Below are 21,079 nucleotides of genomic sequence, written 5' to 3'. Positions count from 1 at the left end.
CGATATTCAGGCGATATCAGCATGGATCTGCGCCAACTGCAGCAGTTCGTCGCGCTGGCCGAGACCGGCAACTTCCACCGTGCCGCCGAGCGGCTGCACATGGCGCAGCCGCCCTTGTCGATCTCGATGCGCCGGCTGGAGGAACAGCTCGGCACGCCGCTGTTCGTGCGCACGTCGCGCGGCGTGCGGCTGACCCAGGCCGGCGAGGCCGCGCTGGACGATGCGCGGCGCGCGCTGTTCCACGCCGGGCAGGCGCGCGCGGCGGTGCTGGCGGCGGCGCACGGGGAGCGCGGCGCGCTGCGCGTGGGCTTCGTCGGCTCCGCCACCTATGCCTTGCTGCCCAAGCTGATTCCCGCCTTCCGCGCCGCCCACCCCGGCATCGAACTGGTGCTGCACGAGTCCACCACGGCCGCCATCCTGGAGCGGCTGGAGCGGCACGAGCTCGACGCCGGCCTGGTGCGCGTGCCCATCCTCAACGCCGGCACCTTCGCCCTGACACCGCTGGAGGAGGATGTCTTCCTGGCGGCCGTGCACGCCGACAGCCCGCTCGCGCAGCGCGAAGCGGTGGCCTTGCGCGAACTGGCGGACGAGCCCTTCATCATGCACCCCAGCGCCGACGTGCCCAACCTCCATGCGGTGACCATGATGCTGTGCCAGCGCGCCGGCTTCGTGCCGCGCGTGGCGCAGGAGGCGGTGCAGGTGCAGACCATCGTCAGCCTGGTGGAAAGCGGGCTGGGCGTGGCGCTGGTGCCGAGCGTGGCGGCACGCTATGCCAACCGGCGCGTGCGCTTCCTGCCGCTGTCGAGCCCGCGCCCGGCCGGGCGCATCGGCATCGCGCTGGCGACACGGCCGGACGGCGACGAGCGCCAGGTCAGGCGCTTCGTGCAGGTTGCCTGCGCGGCGGTACGCTAGCGCAGCCCGACGCGTTGGCGGGAGGCAGGAGCGGGCCGGGAACTCAGGTGGTGGCGCCGCGCCGGCCGCGCGGCGCCGGCAGGCCGGGGGCGCCGCCTCGCTCCAGCGCCACGCCGGGCAGCAGGTGCAGCAGCCGCACCAGTTCTGCCTGGCGGTGCGTGCCGGTCTTGCGCAGGATGTCGCGGATGTGCACGCGTACCGTGTGCGGCGAAAGGAATTCGCGCTCGGCAATCTCCTGCAGCGTCTCGCCGGCGGCGAGGCGGATGGCGACGATGCTCTCCTTGCGCGACAGGCCGAACAGCGAGCTGAGCACCGAGGTGTCGAGCACCGAGCGCGATTCGGAATTGCCCATCAGCAGCATGGCGACCGGAAGCTGCCAGGCGCTTTCCACGGTCTGGCGCGATATCAGCGGCATCATGATCAGCGGCACCGGCTGGCCGCCTGAGGTGACGTGCATCCAGGAGCCCGCCGAGGCGCCGCCGTCGCGGCCCTGCACCGCGCCGTCCAGCAGCTGGCGCAGCACCGATTGCAGGGCATCCGCGCGTGCGCGCAGCTTGCCGTCCACCAGGGCCAGGTTGGCGTCGGCCCGCACCAGCGCTTCCGCCCAGCTGTTGCAGTAGCGCACCCGCATATCGCCTTGCAGCACCATCACGCCGAAATCCAGCGTGTCCAGGCTGGCCAGCCCGAGCGCCGCCATGCCGCTCAGCTCGACGTTGCGTTGCTGCAGGCGCGCGGCGCGTGCCCAGTGCGGCAGCACCTGGGTCAGGCGGCGGTGGCGGTGCTGTTCGTCCAGGTCCTGGCGGCCGGAGCGCGCGCCGCTCATCAGCACGCACACCTCGTCGCTGTCGTACAGCCGCACGCCCGCGGCCAGGTCGGCATGCTCGCGCAGGCCGGGGCCGCCGGCAGGTGCGATCTCGCCTTCGCTCAAGGCGCCGGGGAGTTCGTTGCCGCCTGGCGAGAAACTGCCGTGCGGGGTCATGCCGAGCCGCGTGACACGCACCAGCTTGTCCCAGACCACGTAGCGCGGGTGATCGGTGCAGGTGTACTGCGAGAAGCGGTCCAGCGCTTCGGGCAGCATGGTGACGTCGAGGGCTGACTCGTAGATGGAATCCACCAGGCGGTGGAAGTCCTCGTCAGGCGACGGAAGCTCACCCATTTTGATTTCCCCGGAGGCAAGGCGCCTCCTCAACTCTTATTCGCCGCGGCCGGCCGGCGCCACGGTCCTTTGTTATCGGTGTGCGTTGCCTCGTTCTGCCACAGACGGGTGGCAGCCTGCCGCGGACGTGCGCACGGGCGTCCGGGGCTTCGCTTCTGCGTGGCGTTGGTAACCGGCACACCTTCCTCGAATCGGGGGGCGGGAAGGGCGCACCGGTCCGGTGCCGTGCGCCGTCCCCGCGGCGCCCGGCCATGTTAGCGTCGACTATCCGATTCCTCAAATTGTTTCGCGAGCCGGGCGGAGGTGGCTATGGCGTACCGGCAACAGTGGGGCGGGGCAGGGTGCACGCGTGAGAGCCTTTCGTCATATTTTCGACGCACCCCGAACTTTGGCTGCCTTGCCGCGTGCCGCAGCACCGGTCGCAGCATCGGTCGTCGCAGCGGTCCCAGTATCCCTTGCCGCCGGCGCGGGCTGCGTCGCCCGGGCGGCCTTGGTCTGCGGCGCCTCCTGTGGGGCCTCCTGTGGAGCCTCCTGTGGAGCCTCCTGTGGCGCGGCACCGTCTCCGGCCTGCGTGGCCATGCGTACCACCATCTGCTGCGTGGCCAGGCCGATGCCGTTCTCATCGAACTTCCGCTTGAGGCGGGCATTGAAGGCGCGCGTGACCTCCGACTGCATCAGCGGCTGTGTCTTGAACTGGGCCAGCACCACCGGACCATTCGGCCCGAGCTGGTCCAGGCCGAGCACGTCCAGGCCGGACAGGAGCTTGCGCGAGTGCCGGTACTCGCGGGCCACTTCGGCGCCGGCCTCCCGGATCAGCTGCAGCGCGCGGTCGAGGTCGCTGTCCGGGGCGATGCCGATGCTCATCACGGCGTAGGCGTAGCCGCGCGACAGGTTCTTGATGGCCTTGATCTGGCTGTAGGGCAGCACGTGTACGGCGCCCTTGCCGTCGCGCAGCTTGACGGTGCGGATGGTCATGGCTTCGACCGCGCCCGCGTGGTCGGGCAGCTCGATCGAGTCACCGATGGCGATGGAGTCCTCGATGACGATGAACAGGCCGGTGATCAGGTCCTGCACCAGGCTCTGCGCGCCGAAGCCGATCGCCAGGCCGACCACGCCGGCGCCGGCCAGCAGCGGCGTGACGTTGACGCCCAGGTTGGCCAGCACGGCGATCAGGGCGACCGTCAGCAGCATCACCAGCAGCGCGTTGCGCACCAGCGGCAGGATGGTCTTGGCGCGCAGGCTGGGCTGCGCGCCGCGGCCGTGCGTGGGAGACAGCAGCTGGGTGGTGGCGGTGTCGATCAGCAGCCAGAGCAGCCAGGTCAGCAGCACGGTACCGGTCACGCTGGCCACCGCTTCGCCGATGCGCCGGCCCAGCGGCGAAGCGCGCATCAGGTCCAGCACCGAGACGTCCCAGACGCGGCCGGCCAGCTCGATGAAGCCACACCAGATCAGCAGCCGCACCAGGGTCAGCGCGAACTTGCCGAAACGGGCCAGGTAGGCCGAGCGCCGCCGGTCGCGGATGCGCGGCGCGCGGTGCGCGGCCTTGGGCGAGCGGCCGCTGACCAGGGTCAGCAGCAGGGCGGCCACGAACAACGCCACCGACGCCACCGTGCGGCGCAGGAATTCGTCGGCATGGCCGCTGGCGAGCACGGTGCCGAACACCGAAGCGACCACCACCGCGAGCACCGGCACGTGCCAGGCGCTGCCGGCGATGCGCAGCAGGTCGACCACGGCCGGGTGGTCCTGGCGGAAGGCCAGCGGCCGGTGGCTGATCAGTTGGCCGACCGGGCGCCGGAAACGCAGGCTGAAGTAGCCGATCAGCAGCGCCGCCGCGATGTTCGCCGTGGTGCCCAGCAGTGCGGCCAGGTTGATGCCCAGCGCGTTGATCACGCGGCCGTCGGTGGCGGCATCGCCCAGCGCCGCCAGCGCGCCGCAGGGGTACAGCAGGCGTGGCGCGTGCACCAGCAGGTCGCGGATCGCGTGGTTGCGGTGGGCGGTGCGGAACACGGTGAAGATCACCTGGCAGGTGGCCGACAGCACCGCGCCGGCGAGAATGCTGTAGGTCACCAGCAGCGCCGCCACGCTGGCCGGGGAACGGGCGAAGGCGCGATAGGCCAGCAGGAAGGTCAGCACGAAGGCCGCCACCCACGGGCCGATGCGGCGCAGCATGTAGAAGCTGACATCGAGCCAGGAGGGAAGCGCCGGCAGCTGGGCATGCGCCGCGGGGCCGAGCCGCCGGTCGCGCAGGCGCCGCGCCAGCTCCCACAGCAGCCAGCCGGTCAGCGCCCAGGCGGCGATGACCAGGCTGAACTCGCGCAGCGAGTCGAGCGCGCTGCGCGTGCCGTGCGCGGTCACCGCCGCCTGCCATTCCTCGGCGGCGAAGCCGAGGCGCCAGGTCCAGTAGTGCCAGGGCCCGCGATCGTTGACGCGCAGCCGGGCGTCGACGTGGTCCATGGCCTCGGCCAGTGCGCCGATCAGGCCGGCCCCGGCCGGCTGCGCGGCGCTGGCCGGCACGGCCGATGCCGCCAGTCCTTTGCGCACGGCTTGCAACTGGCCGACCAGGGCCTCGCGCTGCTTGTCGTTCTGCAGCGTGCCGATCACCTGATCCAGCGATTGCGCCAGTGCCTCGCTGGCGGGCGCGGCGGGCTGCGACGCGGCCGGGACGGCGGTGCCGGTCAGTGCCGCCAGCGTCGGCGGCGCGGCCGTGGCCGGCAGGGGCAGGCAGGCGAACAGGGCCAGCGTGGCCAGCAGGGAGATCGCGCGACAGGACAGGAGAGACGACAGGAGTTTCCGCATGAGGTATGGCGTATCGGCGCCCGTCGCCGTGGTGGAGGTTATCCAGCACCCGGCACGGGCATCTCCGTCACTGTAGCGCAGGAAGCGGCGCGCGTCGGCGCAGGGACCGCATGACGCACATTGTCCCCGTCCTCGCGGCTTTCTCGCCCCTCCGGGCGCGACAACGTCAACGGCAGTCGCCCGCGCGCCGTTCTCGCCATGGGAGGCGCGCCCCGGCACGCGCCTGCCGGCGTGCGGCGCGCCGCTTCGCGGCGGTCCCGCATTCGCCCAGGTGCAGTCGTGTCCGGCTCAACCGTAGCCCACTGCAGGAGTTCCCCCTATGCGCCAAGCGTCTTCCGCCCAGCGACCCGCTGGCTCTCCCCGATCCTGGTGCCGCGCCGGCCTGCTGGCCGCGCTGCTGTTCGCCGCCGCAGGCGGCCAGGCCGTCCTGGCGCAGGGCGCCCCGGCGGCCGGCCAGGCCCCGACCGGTACCTGCAAGGACGGTTCCAGCTATTACGGCGCCAGCAAGCATGGTGCCTGCGCGCACCACGGTGGCGTGAAGGACTGGTACGGCGCCAGCGCGCCGAAGGCCAGTGGCGCCGCACCGGCCGCCGCCGCACCGGCTCCGGCGGCTGCAGCACCCGCCGCACCGGCGGCGCCCGCACCGGCCGCTGCCGCTCCGGCTCCCGCAGCCAAGCCGGCAGCCAAGGCCATGCCGGCGGCGGCCCCCGGCGGCGGCCCCGGCCAGGTCTGGGCCAACACCGATTCCAAGGTGTATCACTGCCCGGGCACCAAGTGGTACGGCAGGACCAAGCACGGGCAGTACATGAGCGAGTCGCAGGCGACCTCGCAGGGCTTCAAGGCCGATCACGGCAAGGCCTGCGGCTGACGCGCGCGACGGCGCGGCGGTGCCGCGCCGCGCGGGCTTCCCGCATTCGTCGCTTCCGACGATGCGGGCAATGCGCCGATCCCCGAATCTCCATACCAGTCCGGCAGCGGCGTCCATGGCGGCGGCTGCCGGCTCCTACAACACCGGCGGCGCGCCAGCGGCGTGCCGCCCCCTGGAGACGGTATGGAACTCAATGCATCGGTGTCCGCGGTGGTGACCGGCGGTGCCTCCGGCCTGGGCGAAGCGACCGCGCGCGCGCTGGCCGCGCACGGCGTGCGCGTGGCCCTGTTCGACCTGAACGCGGAGAAGGGCGAGGCAGTGGCGCGCGAGCTCGGCGGCGTGTTCTGCCGCGTCGATGTCACCTCGGAAGAACAGGTCGAGGCAGGCTTCGCCAAGGCACGCGCGGCCATCGGCCAGGAGCGCATCCTGGTCAACTGCGCGGGTACCGGCAACGCCTTCAAGACCGCCTCGCGCGCCAAGGAAGCGCCCGACCAGATCAAGTTCTTCCCCTCGGACGCCTTCGAGCGCATCATCCAGATCAACCTGATCGGCACCTTCCGCTGCATCGCCCGCTCCGCCGCCGGCATGCTGACGCTGGACGCGCGCGGCGACGACCGCGGCGTGATCATCAACACCGCCTCGGTGGCGGCCCAGGACGGCCAGATCGGGCAGGCCGCCTACTCCGCCTCGAAGGCCGGCGTGGTCGGCATGACGCTGCCGATCGCGCGCGATCTCTCCGGCGAAGGCATCCGTGTCAACACCATCCTGCCGGGCATCTTCAACACGCCGCTGCTGCAGGGCGCGCCGGAGAACGTCAAGGCCGCGCTGGCCGCCTCGGTGCCCTACCCCAAGCGCCTGGGCCAGCCGGAAGAGTTCGCCTCGCTGGCGGTCGAGATGTGCCGCAACGGCTATTTCAACGGGGAAGCAGTGCGGCTGGACGGCGCCATCCGCATGGCGCCGCGCTGAGCGCGATCCGTGGCACGGCGGGGCGGCGCTCCGCCGCAGCCTGCGCGCGGCCCGCGCGCACAGCAAGGGAGACCCGGATGGACTACAACTACCTGGCGACGCTGCCGGCGGCGGTGCGCCATTTCGCCCGCACGCGCGGCGCGGCGGTCGCCTATGACTTCGAAGGCCGCCACACCACCTATACGGAGCTCGACCGCCACACCGATCAGGTCGCGCGCGCGCTGCAGGCAGACGGCGTGCGCGCGGGAGACCGCATCGCCTATGTCGGCAAGAACAGCGACCACTACTTCGAGCTGCTGCTGGGCGCGGGCAAGCTCGGCGCCGTCATGGTGCCGGTGAGCTGGCGCCTGGCGCCGCCCGAGGTGGCCTTCATCGCCGGCCACTGCGACGCGGCGATGCTGTTCGCGGGCCCCGAATCCTCGGCGCTGGTGCGCGAACTGCTGCCCGGCCTGCCGCTGGTGCGCAAGGTGTTCGCCATGGAAGGCGGCGAGCCCGGGTGGGCGGACTACGCCGGCTGGCGCGACGCGCAGCCTGCCGACCCGCTCGCGCACGAGGCGGCGCCGCATGACGTGGTGCTGCAGCTCTATACCTCGGGTACCACGGGGCGGCCCAAGGGGGCGATGCTGACGCACCGCAACCTCACCGCCGGCACTCTTGCCAGCGAGATGGAGAACATCCCGTGGTCGCGCTGGAGCGCCGACGATGTCTCGCTGGTGGCGATGCCGGTCGCGCATATCGGCGGCTCTGGCTGGGGGCTGCGCAACCTGCTGTCCGGCGCCAAGGGTGTGATCGCGCGCGAGTTCGACCCGCGCGCGGTGCTCGACTTCATCGAGCGCGACCGCGTCAGCAAGCTGTTCCTGGTGCCCGCCGCCATGCAGATCGTGCTGCGCGATCCGCGCGCGCGGCAGGTCGACTACTCGCGCCTGAAGTACCTGCTGTACGGCGCCGCGCCGATTCCCGCCGCGCTGCTGCGCGAGGGTCTCGAAGTATTCGGCTGCGGCTTCGTGCAGCAGTACGGCATGACCGAGACCACCGGTACGGTGGTGGCCCTGCCACCCGAGGACCACACCACGGAAGACGTGCCGCGCATGCGCGCCGCCGGCAAGCCGCTGCCGGGCTCCGAGGTGGTGGTGGTCGACTGGGAAGGCCGGCATCTTGCGCCGGGCGAGGTCGGAGAACTGATGATCCGCTCGCCGCAGAACATGGCCGGCTACTGGAAACAGCCCGACGAAACCGCGCGCACCATCGACGCCGACGGCTGGCTGCGCACCGGCGATGCCGGCTACCTCGATGCCGATGGCTACGTCTATATCCACGACCGGGTCAAGGACATGATCATCAGCGGGGGCGAGAACGTGTACCCCGCCGAGGTCGAGAGTGCCATCTACGGCCATCCGCAGGTGGCCGACGTGGCCGTGATCGGCGTGCCCGACGAGAAATGGGGGGAGGCGGTCAAGGCCATCGTGGTGCCGCGTCCCGGGGTGGAGCCGGATCGCGATGCCATTATCGCTTGGGCGCGCCAGCGCCTGGCTGGCTTCAAGATCCCCAAGACCATCGAGTTCGTCGATGCGTTGCCGCGCAATCCGTCCGGCAAGCTGCTGCGGCGCAAGTTGCGCGAGCCCTATTGGGAAGGGCTGTCACGGCGCGTCAACTGAGGCGCGATGCCACGTCTTGCCTGCCGGCGGGGCGTGGCGACGGCCTGTTTCGGCTTTCGTTCGGCTCTCGTGCCTTGGTGCTTGTCTTCGGGCGGTGTTGGTTTGCGAGGCAACGGCCTGTTTCGACTCCCCCTGCGGGGGAGCCGACCTACTTTCTTGGTCTTGCCCAAGAAAGTAGGCAAAGAAGGCGCGCCGGGTGCGGCTCAACCCCCCCTCGCGTGCTGAGGCAAAGAGCGGCCGGGCCCCAACTCGGATCGCCTTAAGGCGATCCTCAGACAGGGGGCCCTCTAATCCGCTCTTTGCCCCAGCACGCGAGGCGCCGCACACGGCAGGGAAAAGAAGTCACGCCTCGCTTCGCTTCGGGTGGGGGGTGTTCGGCCAGCTTGCTGGCCGAACACCAATGCACGCGTGACTCGATGCCTTGTCGCTTGTTTTCGGGCGGTGTCGGTGTGCGAGACAACAGCCTGTTTCGACTCCCCCTGCGGGGGAGCCGACCTACTTTCTTGGTCTTGCCCAAGAAAGTAGGCAAAGAAGGCGCGCCGGGTGCGGCTCAAAGACCCCTCGCGTGCTGAGGCAAAGAGCGGCCGGGCCCCAACTCGGATCGCCTTAAGGCGATCCTCAGACAGGGGGCCCTCTTTTCCGCTCTTTGCCTCAGCACGCGAGGCGCCGCACACGGCAGGGAAAAGAAGTCACGCCTCGCTGCGCTTCGGGTGGGCTGTGTTCGGCCAGCTTGCTGGCCGAACACCAATGCACGCGTGACTCGATGCCTTGTCGCTTGTCTTCGGGCGGTGTTGGTGTGCGAGGCAACGGCCTGTTTCGACTCCCCCTGCGGGGGAGCCGACCTACTTTCTTGGTCTTGCCCAAGAAAGTAGGCAAAGAAGGCGCGCCGGGTGCGGCTCAACCCCCCCTCGCGTGCTGAGGCAAAGAGCGGCCGGGCCCCAACTCGGATCGCCTTAAGGCGATCCTCAGACAGGGGGCCCTCTAATCCGCTCTTTGCCTCAGCACGCGAGGCGCCGCACACGGCAGGGAACAGATGCCACGCCTCGCTTCGCTTCGGGTGGGGGGTGTTCGGCCAGCTCGCTGGCCGAACACAAAGGCTCAGCCAACCAGGCCGTCACGCAAAAGTGAGCCCGCTCGCAGACCAACGGTTGGCCTTTCCCTCCCGTGTGCGGCGCCTCGCGAATTAGCCCCGGCCGCCGATGAAGCCCGTCCGCTGTCTGAGCGGCCGCAGGCCGCGAGTTCGGACGGGCGCGGCGGCCGGGGCTAATTCGCGAGGCGCCGCACCCGGGTCGCCTTTCTTTGCCTACTTTCTTGGGCAAGACCAAGAAAGTAGGTCGGCTCCCCGCAGGGGAGTCGAAACAGGCCGTTGTCTCGCACACCGACACCGCCCGAAGACAAGCACCAAGACACGAGAGCCGAAACAGGCCGTTGCCCCACACACCGACACCGCTCGAACCCACACGACAAGCGCCAAGCCACGAGAGCCAAAACACACCATCGCCTCGCCCCCCGTAACGCGTCACGTAACCCGTAACATCCCCCCACCGCCAACAGGCAAGCAACGAGACGCCCGGACAACGAGGGGTTGCATGCCGCCAAGCCAGCCCCGGCGCGGCCCTCCGGCCATGCAAGCGACCCCGCGCAGGCACCCCGCCACGCCACGAGCGTTTGGGCATGAGGTTTGCAGAGAGAAGACGACGGCCGTGTTGCCGATGTCCTCACAGCCCAACCTGTACCGAGGGGTGAGCCATGCAAACGAGAATCGCTTGCGCAGATGGCGGTATGCCATGAATGCCCTGCTGCTGGAGTCCAGCCCGCTGCTGCGCATCGCCCTGCAACAGATGCTGCTGGCGACGCCCGGCATCCAGCAGGTTCTCTGCGTGGAACTGGTCGACCTGCTCGGCGGCTATACCGCCCCCCGCGACGAGGTGATGCTGGTGCTCGGCGTGGCGCGCTGGGATCCCCGGGGCGAAGAGATGTTCAAGCTGATCTGCCGCATCATCGGCGCCCGCCATGTGCTGCTGCTGGCCGATCTGTCCTCGCCGGGCCAGATGCCGGCCGCGCCGGTGGCCGGCCGCTTGTCGTGGGCGGCCCGCTCGGCCGAGCCCGCCGTGATCGAGGTCGCGATCCAGCGCTGTCTCGCCGGCGTGCTCGGCCAGGGCGGTGCCCGCGGCGCCCCGGATGCGGCGCGCGAAGTCGACGACGCGGACGGAAGTGCCGATGCCGGGCAAGGTGCGGGCAAGGACCGGCGCTGGATCATCGCCGAAGCGCACCGGCTGCAGCTGACGGTCCGTCAGTACGAGGTCCTGGTGCTGCTGTCGCGCGGGTATCCGCTCAAGACCATCAGCCGCATGCTCAATATCTCGATGGCGACCGTGAAGACCCATGCACGCATGGTCTACCGCCGCCTGCGCGCGCGCAACAAGGGCGAGGCCGTGTACGCCGCGCGCAGGCTGGGATCCAGGCTGTTGCTGGCCGAGGCGTCGGCGGTGCCGGGGGCATGAGCAGGGGCAGGCGGCCGCGGGGCACGCAGGTGGAACGGAAGACATGACGCAGAGGGAGGGAACCATGCAAGGCAGGACACCAGGACAAGGCCCGGGCCAGGCGGATATCACGGCCACCATCGACCGCGTGCTGCTGGGCCGGCGCAGCCAGTTCGCCGGGCAGCCGGCGGCCTGGCAGCTCCTGTGCGAAGCCGCTCACGTGGCCACGCTGGAGGAGCCGGCGCGCACCGCCTTCGTCGAACGGGTGGCCGAGCAGCGCGGCGCGGACATCGCGCTGCGCCTGCGGCTGAAGGCGGATGCCCTGCGCGCCGATGCCCTCGAGGCCTGCGGCGCCTGAGGGGGACGCCTGAGGGGGGCGAGGGGGGCGCCGAGATGGGGGAGGAGGGCAGGCCGGCAGCGCCGGCCCGCCTTCACAGCCCGAGCACGAGCTTGGCGATGATATTGCGCTGGATCTCGTTGGAGCCTGCGTAGATCGAGGCCTTGCGATAGTTGAAGTAGCGCGGCGCGACCGGCCCGGCGTAGTCCGGTCCGACGCGCGGGGCCGCCGGGCGGCCCTGCACCTCGGCCCAGGTGTCCTGCACGAAGGGCAGCGCATCGGGGCCGGCGGCCTCGACGGCCAGTTCGCTGATGGCCTGCAGCGTATCGGTGCCGACCAGCTTGAGCATGCTGGACGCGGCGCCGATCGAAGTGCCCGAGGCCACGCCGGAGAAGATGCGCAGCTCCACTGCCTCGAGCGCGGCGGCGCGCAGGTGCAGCTCGGCCAGCTTGCGGCGGAAGGCGGGATCGTCCAGCACGGTGCCGCCGCCGTCGCCCGGCTGGTCGGCGGCGATGCGGGCGACCTTGCCGAGCTGCTGGCGCAGCGTCGGCGCATGGCTGCCGCCGCGCTCGAATTCGAGCAGGTACTTGGCGTAGGTCCAGCCCATGCCTTCCTCGCCGATGCGGTTCTCCACCGGCACGCGCACGTTCTCGAAGAAGACCTGGTTGACCTCCTGCTGGCCCGGCACCGGCCCGTCCAGCGTCGGCAGCGGCGACACCGTGATGCCGGGCGTGCGCATGTCGACCAGCACGAAGCTGATGCCGTCCTGGCGCCGTGCCTCGCGGCCGGTGCGCACCAGGCAGAACATCCAGTCGGCCCACTGCGCGTGCGTGGTCCAGATCTTGGAGCCGTTCAGCACGTAGTGCTCGCCCTGCGCATCGCGGCCGTGGTCGGCGCGCATCTGCAGCGAGGCCAGGTCCGAGCCCGAATTGGGTTCCGAGTAGCCCTGGCACCACCACACGTCCGAGCTCAGGATGGGCGGCAGGAAGCGCGCCTTCTGTTCGGGCGTGCCGAACTTCATGATCACCGGCGCCACCATCTTCAGGCCCATCGGCGATATCGTCGGGCAGCCCGCCGCGGCGGTCTCCGCCTGGAAGATGTAGCGCTGCGCCGGCGTCCAGCCGGGGCCGCCGTATTCGCGCGGCCAGTTCGGCGCGGCCCAGCCGCGCGCGTGCAGCTTCTTCTGCCAGCGCACCTGCCCGGCCTTGTCGAGATAGCCGTTCTTCGACTGGGCCATCAGGGTCTTGAGTTCATCGTCGTAGGCGTCGTCGATCCAGGCGCGCACTTCGTCGCGGAACTGCAGCTCTTCGGCGGAGAATTCGAGTTGCATGGTCAGGCCTCGTTCGGTTCTGGCGGATGGGGCCGGTCGTGTCCGGCCTCATCCGGTGGTATGCGGTGCGGTCGGGCCGCGCTCAGGCAGACGCCCAGGCGGCGTTCAGGCAGCGTGCGCCAGGCCGGTCGCGCCGGCGGGATAGAGCAGGTCGGCGTAGCGGCGCAGGTGGTGTTCGGCCGAGCCATGCTGCAGGTCGATCGCGGTGACGCGCTTGAAGTAGTGCCCCACCGCCAGTTCCTCGGTGACGCCCATGCCGCCATGGATCTGCACCGCGGCCTGGCCGACGAACTTGCCGCCCAGGCCGGCCTGGGCCTTGGCCGCGCTGGCCGCCAGCGCGCGCTCGCGTGGCGAGGCGCCGGCCTGCATCGCGGCCACCAGGCTCAGCGCCGAGGCCTGCTCGGCCTGCACGTACATATCGGCCATGCGGTGCTGCAGCGCCTGGAAGGTGCCGATCGGCACGCCGAACTGCTTGCGCTGGCGCGCGTAGTCCACGGTGTCGGCGAGCATGCGCTGCATGGCGCCGGCGGCCTCCGCGGCCAGCGCGGCCAGCGCCTGGTCGTTCAGGTGCTCGACCAGCGCGAAGGCGGCGCCGGCTTCGCCGATGACGTCGGCGGCGCCGACCTCGACCTGGTCGAGGTCGAGCTCGGCGGCGCGGGCGCCGTCGATGGTCGGGTACTCGCGCAGGCTCAGGCCGCGCGCTTCGCGCGGAATCCAGAACAGGCTGATGCCGTCGCTATCGCGGCGCGCGCCGGCGCTGCGTGCGCTGACGACGAAATGGGTGGCCCAGGGCGCGGCCACCACGCCGCGCTTGCGGCCGGACAGGCGCCAGCCCTGGCCCTGCCGTTCGGCGCGGGTCTGCACGTCGCTCAGGCAGTAGCGGCCGGCCGGCTCGGCGTGGGCCCAGGCGGCCACCGCCTCGCCGCCGATCAGCGCCGGCACCCAGGCCTGCGCCAGCGCCGGACTGCCTTCGGCCAGTGCGCCCGCGCCCAGCACGATGCTGGACAGGTAGGGCTCGACCACCAGGTGGCGGCCGAACAGCTCCATCACGATCGCATGTTCCACGGCGCCGCCGCCCAGGCCGCCGAAGCGCTCCGGCAGCCCGGCGCCCAGCAGCCCGAGCTGGCTGGCGAGCGCCTTCCAGATGGCCGGCCGCCAGCCGGCGGCCGAATGCACGCCGGCCTGGCGCGCCTCGAAGTCATAGTGGTCGGCCAGGAAGCGCGCCAGCGTGTCGCGCAGCATCGCCTGTTCTTCGCTGAATTGGAAATCCACCGCTGTCCTCCACGGGTTGGGCGCGGCACTCGGGCATGCCGCGGCATCCGGCCATTATCCCGGTGCGGCGGCGGCCCGCATCGTCGGTTGCGACGAATCCCGGCCGGCGCGGCGCGCCCGGCGGCCGCGCATGGCGCGGCGCAGCATCGGCGCGATCGTCGCTTCCGACGATGCCGGCGCCGGGGTGCGCTGCCGAGAATGCCCGCAACGGCCGTCGCGGCCCGCCAGACCTAGCCGAGGAGAGGTTCCATGCATCCGTATGTCCATGCGCAGCGCAGCCCGGAGAAACCGGCGGTGATCATGTCGTCCGGCGCCACCGTCACCTACCGGGAGCTCGACGAACGTTCCAACCAGGTGGCCCGGCTGTTGCGCGACCTCGGGCTGCGCCCGGGCGACCGCGTGGCGTTCCTGACGGAGAACCACCCGCGCCTGTTCGAACTGTGCTGGGGCGCGCAGCGTTCGGGCATCATCTACGTCTGCATCAGCACGCGCCTGACCGCCGCCGAGGCCGCCTACATCGTGCAGGACAGCGGGGCGCAGCTGCTGGTGACCACCCATGCCCAGGCCGCCACCGCGCGCGAGCTCGCCACGCGCCTGCCCGGCCTGCGCGCGCTGCTGATGATGGACGGCACCATCGACGGCTACGATGCCTACGAGACCACGCTGGCACAGTACCCGGCCTGGCGCATCGAGGACGAGACCACCGGCGGCGACATGCTCTATTCGTCCGGCACCACGGGCCGGCCCAAGGGCGTGTTCTCGCCGCCCGCCGATCCCCGCATCGATGCCCCGACCTCGCTGGTCGAGCTGTGCCGCGGCCGCTACGGCTTCAGCGCCGACTCGCGCTACCTGTCGCCGGCGCCGCTGTACCATGCGGCGCCGCTGCGCTACAACCTGGCGGTGCAGGCGCTGGGCGGCACCTCGGTGGTGATGGATCATTTCGATGCCGAGCAGTACCTGCAGCTGGTGCAGGCGCACCGCATCACCCACACCCAGCTGGTACCGACCATGTTCTCGCGGATGCTGAAGCTGCCGCAGGCGGCGCGCGAGCGCTACGACCTGTCCTCGCTGCGCTTCGCCGTGCATGCCGCCGCGCCGTGCCCGGTGCAGGTCAAGGAGCAGATGATCGGCTGGTGGGGTCCGATCATCTGGGAGTACTACGCCGGCACCGAAGGCAACGGCTCGACCTCGGTCGACTCGAAGGAGTGGATGGCACGCAAGGGCACCGTGGGTCGCGCGTCGATCGGCACGCTGCGCATCTGCGACGACGGCGGCGAGGTGCTGCCGCCCGGCGAGCCGGGCATCATCTACTTCGCCGACGGGCGCAGCTTCCAGTACCACAACGACCCGGACAAGACCGCGCAGGCGCGCCATCCGCACCAGGCCGGCTGGACCACGCTGGGCGACATCGGCTACCTCGACGCGGACGGCTACCTGTTCCTGACCGACCGCCAGGCCAATATGATCATCTCCGGCGGGGTCAATATCTACCCGCAGGAAGCGGAGAACCTGCTGATGACCCACCCCAAGGTGCTGGACGTCGCGGTCATCGGCGTGCCCAACGACGATTTCGGCGAGGAGGTCAAGGCGGTGGTGCAGCCGCTCGACATGGCGCAGGCCGGCCCGGCACTGGCCGAGGAGCTGGTGGCCTTCTGCCGCGCGCAGCTGTCCGCCATCAAGTGCCCGCGTTCGGTGGACTTCGTGCCGGAACTGCCGCGCCTGCCCACCGGCAAGCTGCTCAAGCGCCTGCTGCGCGACCGCTACTGGGAGGGGCGCGGCAGCAAGCTGGTGTGAGCGCGGCCCGTGTCCGCTGCCTCGGGCGGATTTACGCCATAATCCTTGGTTCGACAAGATGGAAGCCGGCCGGCACAGGGCGGCCCTTCGGCCCTCCGGTCTTTCCCCGCGCAGGCCGGCATGCCCGGCCGCGCGATGAACTGACCCGACGAGATGGCACGGATGGCGCGGCAAGGCCGCGCGGCGACACGGCGAATGGCGCATGGCGAGTAGCGAGGAGACCAGTGGGCGCACGGCCCCGGACAGGAGTGGCGCAGCATTGCTGGCGAAGCTCCGTCCGCCCGTGCCGAGTCCATACCAGGTGCAGCGCGAGCGGATCTGCGAGTCCGTATGCGCGGCCGACTTCGTCAAGCTGGTGCTCGTGCGGGCACCGGCCGGCTTCGGCAAGACCACGGCGATGCTGCAGTGCAGGGCGCGCCTGGAGGCGGGCGGGGTGCCCACCGCCTGGCTGACGCTCGATCGTGCCGACAACGACGTCGGCAGGTTCCTCGCCTCGCTCGAGGCCGCCTTCGACCAGATGCGGCGCGCCGCCGGCCGGCCGCGCGCGCGGACCGCCGCCGGGCGTTCGGCCGGCGAGCGCGCACTGGCCCTGATCGACCGCATGGCGGGGCTGGGCGGGAAGGATGGCCGTTTCGCATTGTTCCTGGACGACTTCGAGGCGATCCAGGATCCGGCCGTGACCGACCTGCTGTGGCAGCTGGTGGAAGCGCTGCCCCACGGCGCGCGCCTGGTGCTCGGCAGCCGCTGGGTGCCGCAGCGCGGCCTGGGGCGGCTGCGCGCGCGCGGCGAACTGCTGGAGATCGAACCGGCCGAGCTGCGCTTCACCGCCGCGGAAAGCGCCGCCTTCCTGGTGCGGGCGCGCGGCCTGGCGCTGCCGGCCGCGGCGGTGAACAGCCTGCACCGGCGCACCGAAGGCTGGGCCACGGCACTGTGGCTGGCCTCGGTGGCGCTGGAGCGGCGCCCGCACCCGGATGCCTTCATCGCCGGCTTCTCGGGTACCGACGCGGCCATCGCCGACTACCTGCTCGAAGACGTCTTCCTGCACCTGCCGCAGGCGGTGCGCGGCTTCCTGTTGCGCACGGCCGTCCTCGACGAGCTGAGTGCGCCGCTGTGCGATGCGCTGCGCGCGGCCGCCGGGGAGGCGCGAGACAGCGCCGAGATCCTGGCCTGGCTGGAGCGCGCCAACCTGTTCCTGATCCCGCTCGACGGTGCCCGCGAGGCAGCCGGCGGCCCTGCCGCCGTCGCGGGCGGACCCGCGCGCTGGTACCGCTACCACAGCCTGTTCTCGGATTTCCTGCGCGCGCAGCCGGCCGCTGCCGGGCCGGACCAGCTGCCGGCGATGCATCTGGCGGCTTCGCAATGGTTCGCCACGCAGGGCCGGCCGGTGCCCGCCATCGAGCATGCGCTGGCCGCCGGCGACAGCGGCCGCGCGCTGCCGCTGCTGCGCGACAATGTCGACGACCTGCTGGCGCAGGGCCGCATGCGCCTGCTGGCGCGCTGGCTGGGCTCGGTGCCAGCCGGCGGGCTGGCCGCATGGCCCAAGCTGCAGATCGCGCAGGTGTGGGCGGTGTCCTTCACGCGGGGGCCGTCCGATGCCATCGCGCTGCTGCAGGCCATCGACCCGGGCGCGTGCGAGCCCGAGGTGCAAGCCCACGTGCGCGCGCTGCGCCATATGCTGCTGCACATGATGGACCGCTTCGACGAGGCGCGCGCCGCCAGCCGCGACGATCCGCTGCCCCTGCCGATGGGCTATCCGTTCCCCGATTCCATCCTGGCCACCTCCATGGCACGGCTGGCCGCGGTCAGGGGCGACTACCGCGAGGCACGCCGCCTGCTGGCGCTGGCCCGCCAGGCGGTGCATGGTTCGGACAGCAACTTCAACAAGATCTTCTCGGAGTCGGTGGAGGGCCTGATCGACCTGCGGCAAGGGCGCCTGCAACAGGCGCTGGCGCGCTTCCGCGTGGCCGCCAGCACCATGTTGCCCAACCGCTACGGACCGACCAACGGCAATGCCATGGCCTGCCTGCTGCTGGCCGAGGCGCTTTACGAAAGCAACCACTGCGAGCGCGCCGAGCGCCTGCTCAACGTCTATGTGCCGCTGGCGCGCGACCTGGGCCTGCCCGATCAGATCATCTCCGGCCATATCGTGCTGGCGCGCATCGCCTTCGAGCGCGGCGAGGCCGACCAGGCCTACCAGTGGCTCGCCGGCCTGGAGCATCTCGGCCATCATCGCAGCCTGCCGCGCCTGGTGCAGAGCGCCTTGCTGGAGCGCGGCCGGCTGGCCCTGCTGCAAGGCAACCGGCATGCGGCGGCCGATGCGCTGCAGCGCGCCAGCGATCCGGACCTGTGGAAGACGCGCGCCGGCGTGACTTCATTCGCCAACGACGTGGAGAATGTCGCGCTGGCGCAGTTGCGCCTGGATCTCGCCAACGGGCCAGCGCCGGCCGCGCGCGAGGCCATCACGCGCGAGCTCGCCGCGGCCCGCCGCGGCGAGCTGATGCGGCGCGCGCTGAAGCTGCGCGTGCTGCAGGCCGTGGCGTGGGAGCGCGAGGGCGACGAGGCCAGGGCGCGCGAGGCGATGGCGGAGACGGTGCGCTTCTGTGCCACCGAAGGCTTCGTGCGCATCGTCGCCGACGAAGGCGCGGTGGCACGGCGTCTCGCCGCGCAGGCGGTGCAGGACGCCGGCGACACCTTGCCCGCCGCTTATGTCCAGCGCCTGCTGCAGGCCTGCGCGCCGGAGCGGTCCGCTGAGCAGGCGGCGGCCCCGCAGGCGGCGCCCACGCGTGCGGCGCTGCCCGAGCCGCTGACCCCCAAGGAGGAGAAGGTGCTGCACCTGCTTGCCGAGGGCTTCTCCAACGTGGCCATGGCCGAGCGCCTGTTCGTGTCCGAGACCACGGTGCGCACCCACCTGCGCAATATCAGCGCCAAGCTGCGCGCCAGCAACCGCACCCAGGCCGTGGCGATCGCGCGGCAGCTAGGGTTGCTGTAGTCCACGGAATCACGGAAGCCGGCCGGAGCCGGCCGCGCCGTGCGGGCGCGCCGCGGGGCGGGGGCAAACGCTCGCCATCGTGCGCATTGCGCCTGGCGGCGCTTCCCGCATGGCATGTCCATCAGCTCTCGTTTCACTGATGTGATGCTTGCAATACATGAAAAGTGGCGCATACGACGCGACTTTCAAATATCACTCAAGGAGTCGCCTGCGCGCTCCGTAGACCGTCTTGTCCGGGGCGTTCGCGCGGCCGGATAGCGCAAATCAACAAGACGAGTGAAGAGCCAACTTCAGGGAGAAGTCCAGTGAGCAGACCTATTCAGAGCATCGGCGCCGCCTTGGGCGGCGCCGCGGTGCTGGCGCTGTCGGCATGCGGCGGCGATGGCGGCACCACCACCACCACGACCAGCGCTACGCCGGCGGCGGCGGCCACCTTGAGCGGTACCGCGGCCACCGGCAGCGCGCTGGCCAACGCGAACGTGGCGGTGACGGACAGCAGCGGCAATTCGCCCTGCCAGGAATCGAGCATCACCACCAGTGCCTTCGGTACCTACACCTGCACGCTCAAGGCGGGCGAAGCGGCGCCGTTCTTCATCGTCGTCACCGATCCCACCGGCAACACCCAGCCCCTGGTCAGCGTCAGCACCACCACGCCGGCTGCCGGCGCGGCGCTGACGGTCAACGCCACGCCGCTGACCACGGCGATCGCCGCCCAGCTGGCGCCGGATGGCAATGCGCTCACCCTGGTCAGCGGCGGCACCGTGGATGCCGCGGCACTCAAGCAGACCATCGCCAACGTGGTGGCGCAGTTGAGCAGCGTGCTGGCCGCCATCGGCGCGCCGGCGGGCTATGATCCGTTCACCACCGCCATCACGGCCGCGACCGCCTCCGGCGCCGGCAACACGGCCGACCAGTTGCTCGACATCGTCAAGGTGGTCAAGGACCCGGCCACCGGCAAGGCCGCCCTGGCCACGGTGGACAATCCGACGCCGATCACCCTGGCCACCGCCACCAGCGCAGGCGGCACGCTGAGCGCGCCGGCCGCCGGCGTGGCCAGCCTCCCGCAGGCCATCCAGGCGGTCGCCCAGGCCCTGAGCAGCTGCTTCGCACTGCCGGCCAGCCAGCGCGTGCTGGCCACGGATACCACCATTCCCGCCGCGCAGGGCGGTCCTTCGGTGACATCCGTCGCCGGGGCCTGCCAGAACCTCACGGCATCGAGCAGCAATGCGGCTGGCGTGGATTTCCTGCACAACGGCTACCAGGCCGGCCAGTTCCTGTTCAACACGCTGACCGCCGACAGCATGACCGGGGCCCGTTTCGGCGTGCCCGAGGTGATGGCTTTCTATCCCGCCGCGAACTCCGCTTCCGGGCAGGACGAGGCCGTGCTGAACATCAAGTATGCCGATGGCAACGGCAATCCCGGCAACTTCATCACGCTGGCCCGCAGCATCCCCAACAGTGCCACCAGCGCGCATGCCAGCAATTGGTGGCTGACCGGCAACCAGCAACCGGTCGACGTCTCGCTCAAGACGCTGATCCGCCGCGTGCAGCAGCTCAATGCCAGCAACACGGGCAACTTCAGCCGCTTCCAGAGCGGCCTGCAGTTCTCGATCAATGCGATGGGGCCGGGCAGCGTGGATGGCAACGGCAACCCGCTCAACTTCGCGCGCGTGACCGGTCCGGGCCTGCCGTCGGGCGGCGTCGTGTACGTGGCGCCGGTCGCGGCAGAAAGCGGGCAGTCCTACATGGACGTCAGCAACACGAGCGGCGACATCACCGCGATCCTGTCCGCGCTGAGCGCCACGCCGCCGACGGCGCCGCTGCGCTGCGGCAACTCGCCGAGCGCCAGCCAGCCGTCCTACAACTGCCCCAACTTCTGGCTCTACCGTACCGCCGGCGTCAGCGGCGGCAGCGCCACCACGCTGGCGGCCAACCCGGCCAACAATTCGGGCATCACCGGCAATACCGTGTGGGCGCAGTCCGGCGACGGTTCCAACCCGGCGCTGGTGGTCAAGGGCACGCGCTACCAGGTCGAGCTGTTCTACGGCACCAGCGCCACGCCGACCTACACCTACAACAAGACCCTGCTGACCGACCTGGTGCAGGCCACGCAAGGCGTCAACCTGGCATGGAACACGCCGGGCAGCACGACGCTGGCGGCGCTCGACCCGGGCAACGGCGGCCTGAACGGTGCGCAGGCATCGCTGAGCGCGGACTGGGCGCAGAATGCCGCCGCCGAGCAGATCGGCAACGTGCAGGTGACGGTCGACACCAAGGGTAACTGGGGTGCTTCGACGCCGGTGCCGAAGGGGGCGACGTCCGTGGTGGTGAAGGCCGCGGTGCCGGCCTTCACGACGACCACGACGCGCGGCTTCCTGTTCGGCTACCGCATGCTGGACAGCAGCAACAAGACCGCGGTGTACGAGTACAACTAAGTACCGTACCGTTGCGACGCCAGCCCGCACCGGGCTGGCGGGCAGGGCAGGGGCGGAACCGGCAACGGTTCCGCCCTTTGCCTTTT

Annotated in this window: 13 protein-coding genes; 9 read left to right on the top strand and 4 right to left on the bottom strand. The window is 70.9% G+C overall.

The window, feature by feature from the left end; genetic code table 11:
- The first annotated feature begins 21 nt into the window (after window positions 1-21).
- Window positions 22-912 (top strand): LysR substrate-binding domain-containing protein, encoded by an 891-nt coding sequence (locus BKK81_RS18645; RefSeq protein WP_071016673.1) that lies wholly within the window; start codon window positions 22-24, stop codon window positions 910-912.
- A 43-nt stretch (window positions 913-955) separates the two neighbouring features.
- Here the strand turns inward: BKK81_RS18645 and BKK81_RS18640 are convergent, their stop codons facing one another.
- Both BKK81_RS18640 and BKK81_RS18635 read right to left on the bottom strand, forming a co-directional pair.
- Complete coding sequence (locus BKK81_RS18640; protein WP_071016671.1) at window positions 956-2,068, bottom strand: helix-turn-helix transcriptional regulator; 1,113 nt, start codon at window positions 2,066-2,068, stop codon at window positions 956-958.
- Window positions 2,069-2,431: 363 nt separating this feature from the next.
- Window positions 2,432-4,864 (bottom strand): mechanosensitive ion channel family protein, encoded by a 2,433-nt coding sequence (locus BKK81_RS18635; protein ID WP_071016669.1) that lies wholly within the window; start codon window positions 4,862-4,864, stop codon window positions 2,432-2,434.
- A gap of 319 nt (window positions 4,865-5,183) precedes the next feature.
- On the opposite strand from BKK81_RS18635, the gene BKK81_RS35490 reads away from it, so the two are divergent.
- The 5 genes from BKK81_RS35490 to BKK81_RS18610 all read left to right on the top strand — a co-directional run bounded on the left by BKK81_RS35490 (window position 5,184) and on the right by BKK81_RS18610 (window position 11,194).
- Window positions 5,184-5,732: a DUF3761 domain-containing protein gene (locus tag BKK81_RS35490; RefSeq protein ID WP_156811386.1), complete on the top strand. Its 549-nt coding sequence runs from the start codon at window positions 5,184-5,186 to the stop codon at window positions 5,730-5,732.
- A 183-nt stretch (window positions 5,733-5,915) separates the two neighbouring features.
- Window positions 5,916-6,698: an SDR family NAD(P)-dependent oxidoreductase gene (locus BKK81_RS18625; RefSeq protein WP_071016668.1), complete on the top strand. Its 783-nt coding sequence runs from the start codon at window positions 5,916-5,918 to the stop codon at window positions 6,696-6,698.
- Window positions 6,699-6,775: 77 nt separating this feature from the next.
- Window positions 6,776-8,353 carry a fatty acid--CoA ligase gene (locus BKK81_RS18620; RefSeq protein WP_071016666.1) on the top strand — a complete coding sequence of 526 codons (1,578 nt, stop codon included), beginning with the start codon at window positions 6,776-6,778 and terminating at the stop codon, window positions 8,351-8,353.
- A 1,787-nt stretch (window positions 8,354-10,140) separates the two neighbouring features.
- The gene (locus BKK81_RS36055) at window positions 10,141-10,857 is read left to right on the top strand and encodes a helix-turn-helix transcriptional regulator (protein ID WP_071016664.1); all 717 of its coding nucleotides are present in this window, start codon (window positions 10,141-10,143) and stop codon (window positions 10,855-10,857) included.
- Window positions 10,858-10,921: 64 nt separating this feature from the next.
- Entirely contained in the window at window positions 10,922-11,194 is a 273-nt protein-coding gene (locus BKK81_RS18610) for a DUF7696 family protein (protein WP_071016662.1), read from the top strand.
- Between the two features lie 73 nt (window positions 11,195-11,267).
- Here the strand turns inward: BKK81_RS18610 and BKK81_RS18605 are convergent, their stop codons facing one another.
- Window positions 11,268-12,503, bottom strand: a complete 1,236-nt coding sequence (locus BKK81_RS18605; protein ID WP_071016661.1) for an acyl-CoA dehydrogenase family protein — start codon at window positions 12,501-12,503, stop codon at window positions 11,268-11,270.
- A gap of 105 nt (window positions 12,504-12,608) precedes the next feature.
- Window positions 12,609-13,775 carry an acyl-CoA dehydrogenase family protein gene (locus tag BKK81_RS18600; protein WP_071016659.1) on the bottom strand — a complete coding sequence of 389 codons (1,167 nt, stop codon included), beginning with the start codon at window positions 13,773-13,775 and terminating at the stop codon, window positions 12,609-12,611.
- A 249-nt stretch (window positions 13,776-14,024) separates the two neighbouring features.
- Between BKK81_RS18600 and BKK81_RS18595 the strand changes: the two genes are divergently transcribed.
- The 3 genes from BKK81_RS18595 to BKK81_RS18585 all read left to right on the top strand — a co-directional run bounded on the left by BKK81_RS18595 (window position 14,025) and on the right by BKK81_RS18585 (window position 20,993).
- Window positions 14,025-15,569: an AMP-binding protein gene (locus BKK81_RS18595; protein WP_071016658.1), complete on the top strand. Its 1,545-nt coding sequence runs from the start codon at window positions 14,025-14,027 to the stop codon at window positions 15,567-15,569.
- 202 nt (window positions 15,570-15,771) lie between these two features.
- A complete protein-coding gene (locus tag BKK81_RS18590) occupies window positions 15,772-18,558 on the top strand; it encodes a LuxR C-terminal-related transcriptional regulator (RefSeq protein WP_071016656.1) in 2,787 nt (928 codons plus the stop codon).
- 305 nt (window positions 18,559-18,863) lie between these two features.
- Window positions 18,864-20,993, top strand: a complete 2,130-nt coding sequence (locus BKK81_RS18585) for a hypothetical protein (RefSeq protein WP_071016654.1) — start codon at window positions 18,864-18,866, stop codon at window positions 20,991-20,993.
- The last annotated feature ends 86 nt before the right edge of the window (window positions 20,994-21,079 follow it).

The organism is Cupriavidus sp. USMAHM13, from assembly GCF_001854285.1.
Classification (GTDB): Bacteria; Pseudomonadota; Gammaproteobacteria; order Burkholderiales; family Burkholderiaceae; genus Cupriavidus; species Cupriavidus malaysiensis.
The sequence above is the reverse complement of the archived record's forward strand: the minus strand, read 5'-3'. Positions and strand labels throughout refer to the sequence as shown.

Coding starts and splice junctions, on each gene's coding strand:
- BKK81_RS18645 (WP_071016673.1), top strand. CDS start 22: ATGGATCTGCGCCAACTGCAGCAGTTCGTCGCGCTGGCCGAGACCGGC.
- BKK81_RS18640 (WP_071016671.1), bottom strand. CDS start 2,068: ATGGGTGAGCTTCCGTCGCCTGACGAGGACTTCCACCGCCTGGTGGAT.
- BKK81_RS18635 (WP_071016669.1), bottom strand. CDS start 4,864: ATGCGGAAACTCCTGTCGTCTCTCCTGTCCTGTCGCGCGATCTCCCTG.
- BKK81_RS35490 (WP_156811386.1), top strand. CDS start 5,184: ATGCGCCAAGCGTCTTCCGCCCAGCGACCCGCTGGCTCTCCCCGATCC.
- BKK81_RS18625 (WP_071016668.1), top strand. CDS start 5,916: ATGGAACTCAATGCATCGGTGTCCGCGGTGGTGACCGGCGGTGCCTCC.
- BKK81_RS18620 (WP_071016666.1), top strand. CDS start 6,776: ATGGACTACAACTACCTGGCGACGCTGCCGGCGGCGGTGCGCCATTTC.
- BKK81_RS36055 (WP_071016664.1), top strand. CDS start 10,141: ATGAATGCCCTGCTGCTGGAGTCCAGCCCGCTGCTGCGCATCGCCCTG.
- BKK81_RS18610 (WP_071016662.1), top strand. CDS start 10,922: ATGCAAGGCAGGACACCAGGACAAGGCCCGGGCCAGGCGGATATCACG.
- BKK81_RS18605 (WP_071016661.1), bottom strand. CDS start 12,503: ATGCAACTCGAATTCTCCGCCGAAGAGCTGCAGTTCCGCGACGAAGTG.
- BKK81_RS18595 (WP_071016658.1), top strand. CDS start 14,025: ATGCATCCGTATGTCCATGCGCAGCGCAGCCCGGAGAAACCGGCGGTG.
- BKK81_RS18590 (WP_071016656.1), top strand. CDS start 15,772: ATGGCGAGTAGCGAGGAGACCAGTGGGCGCACGGCCCCGGACAGGAGT.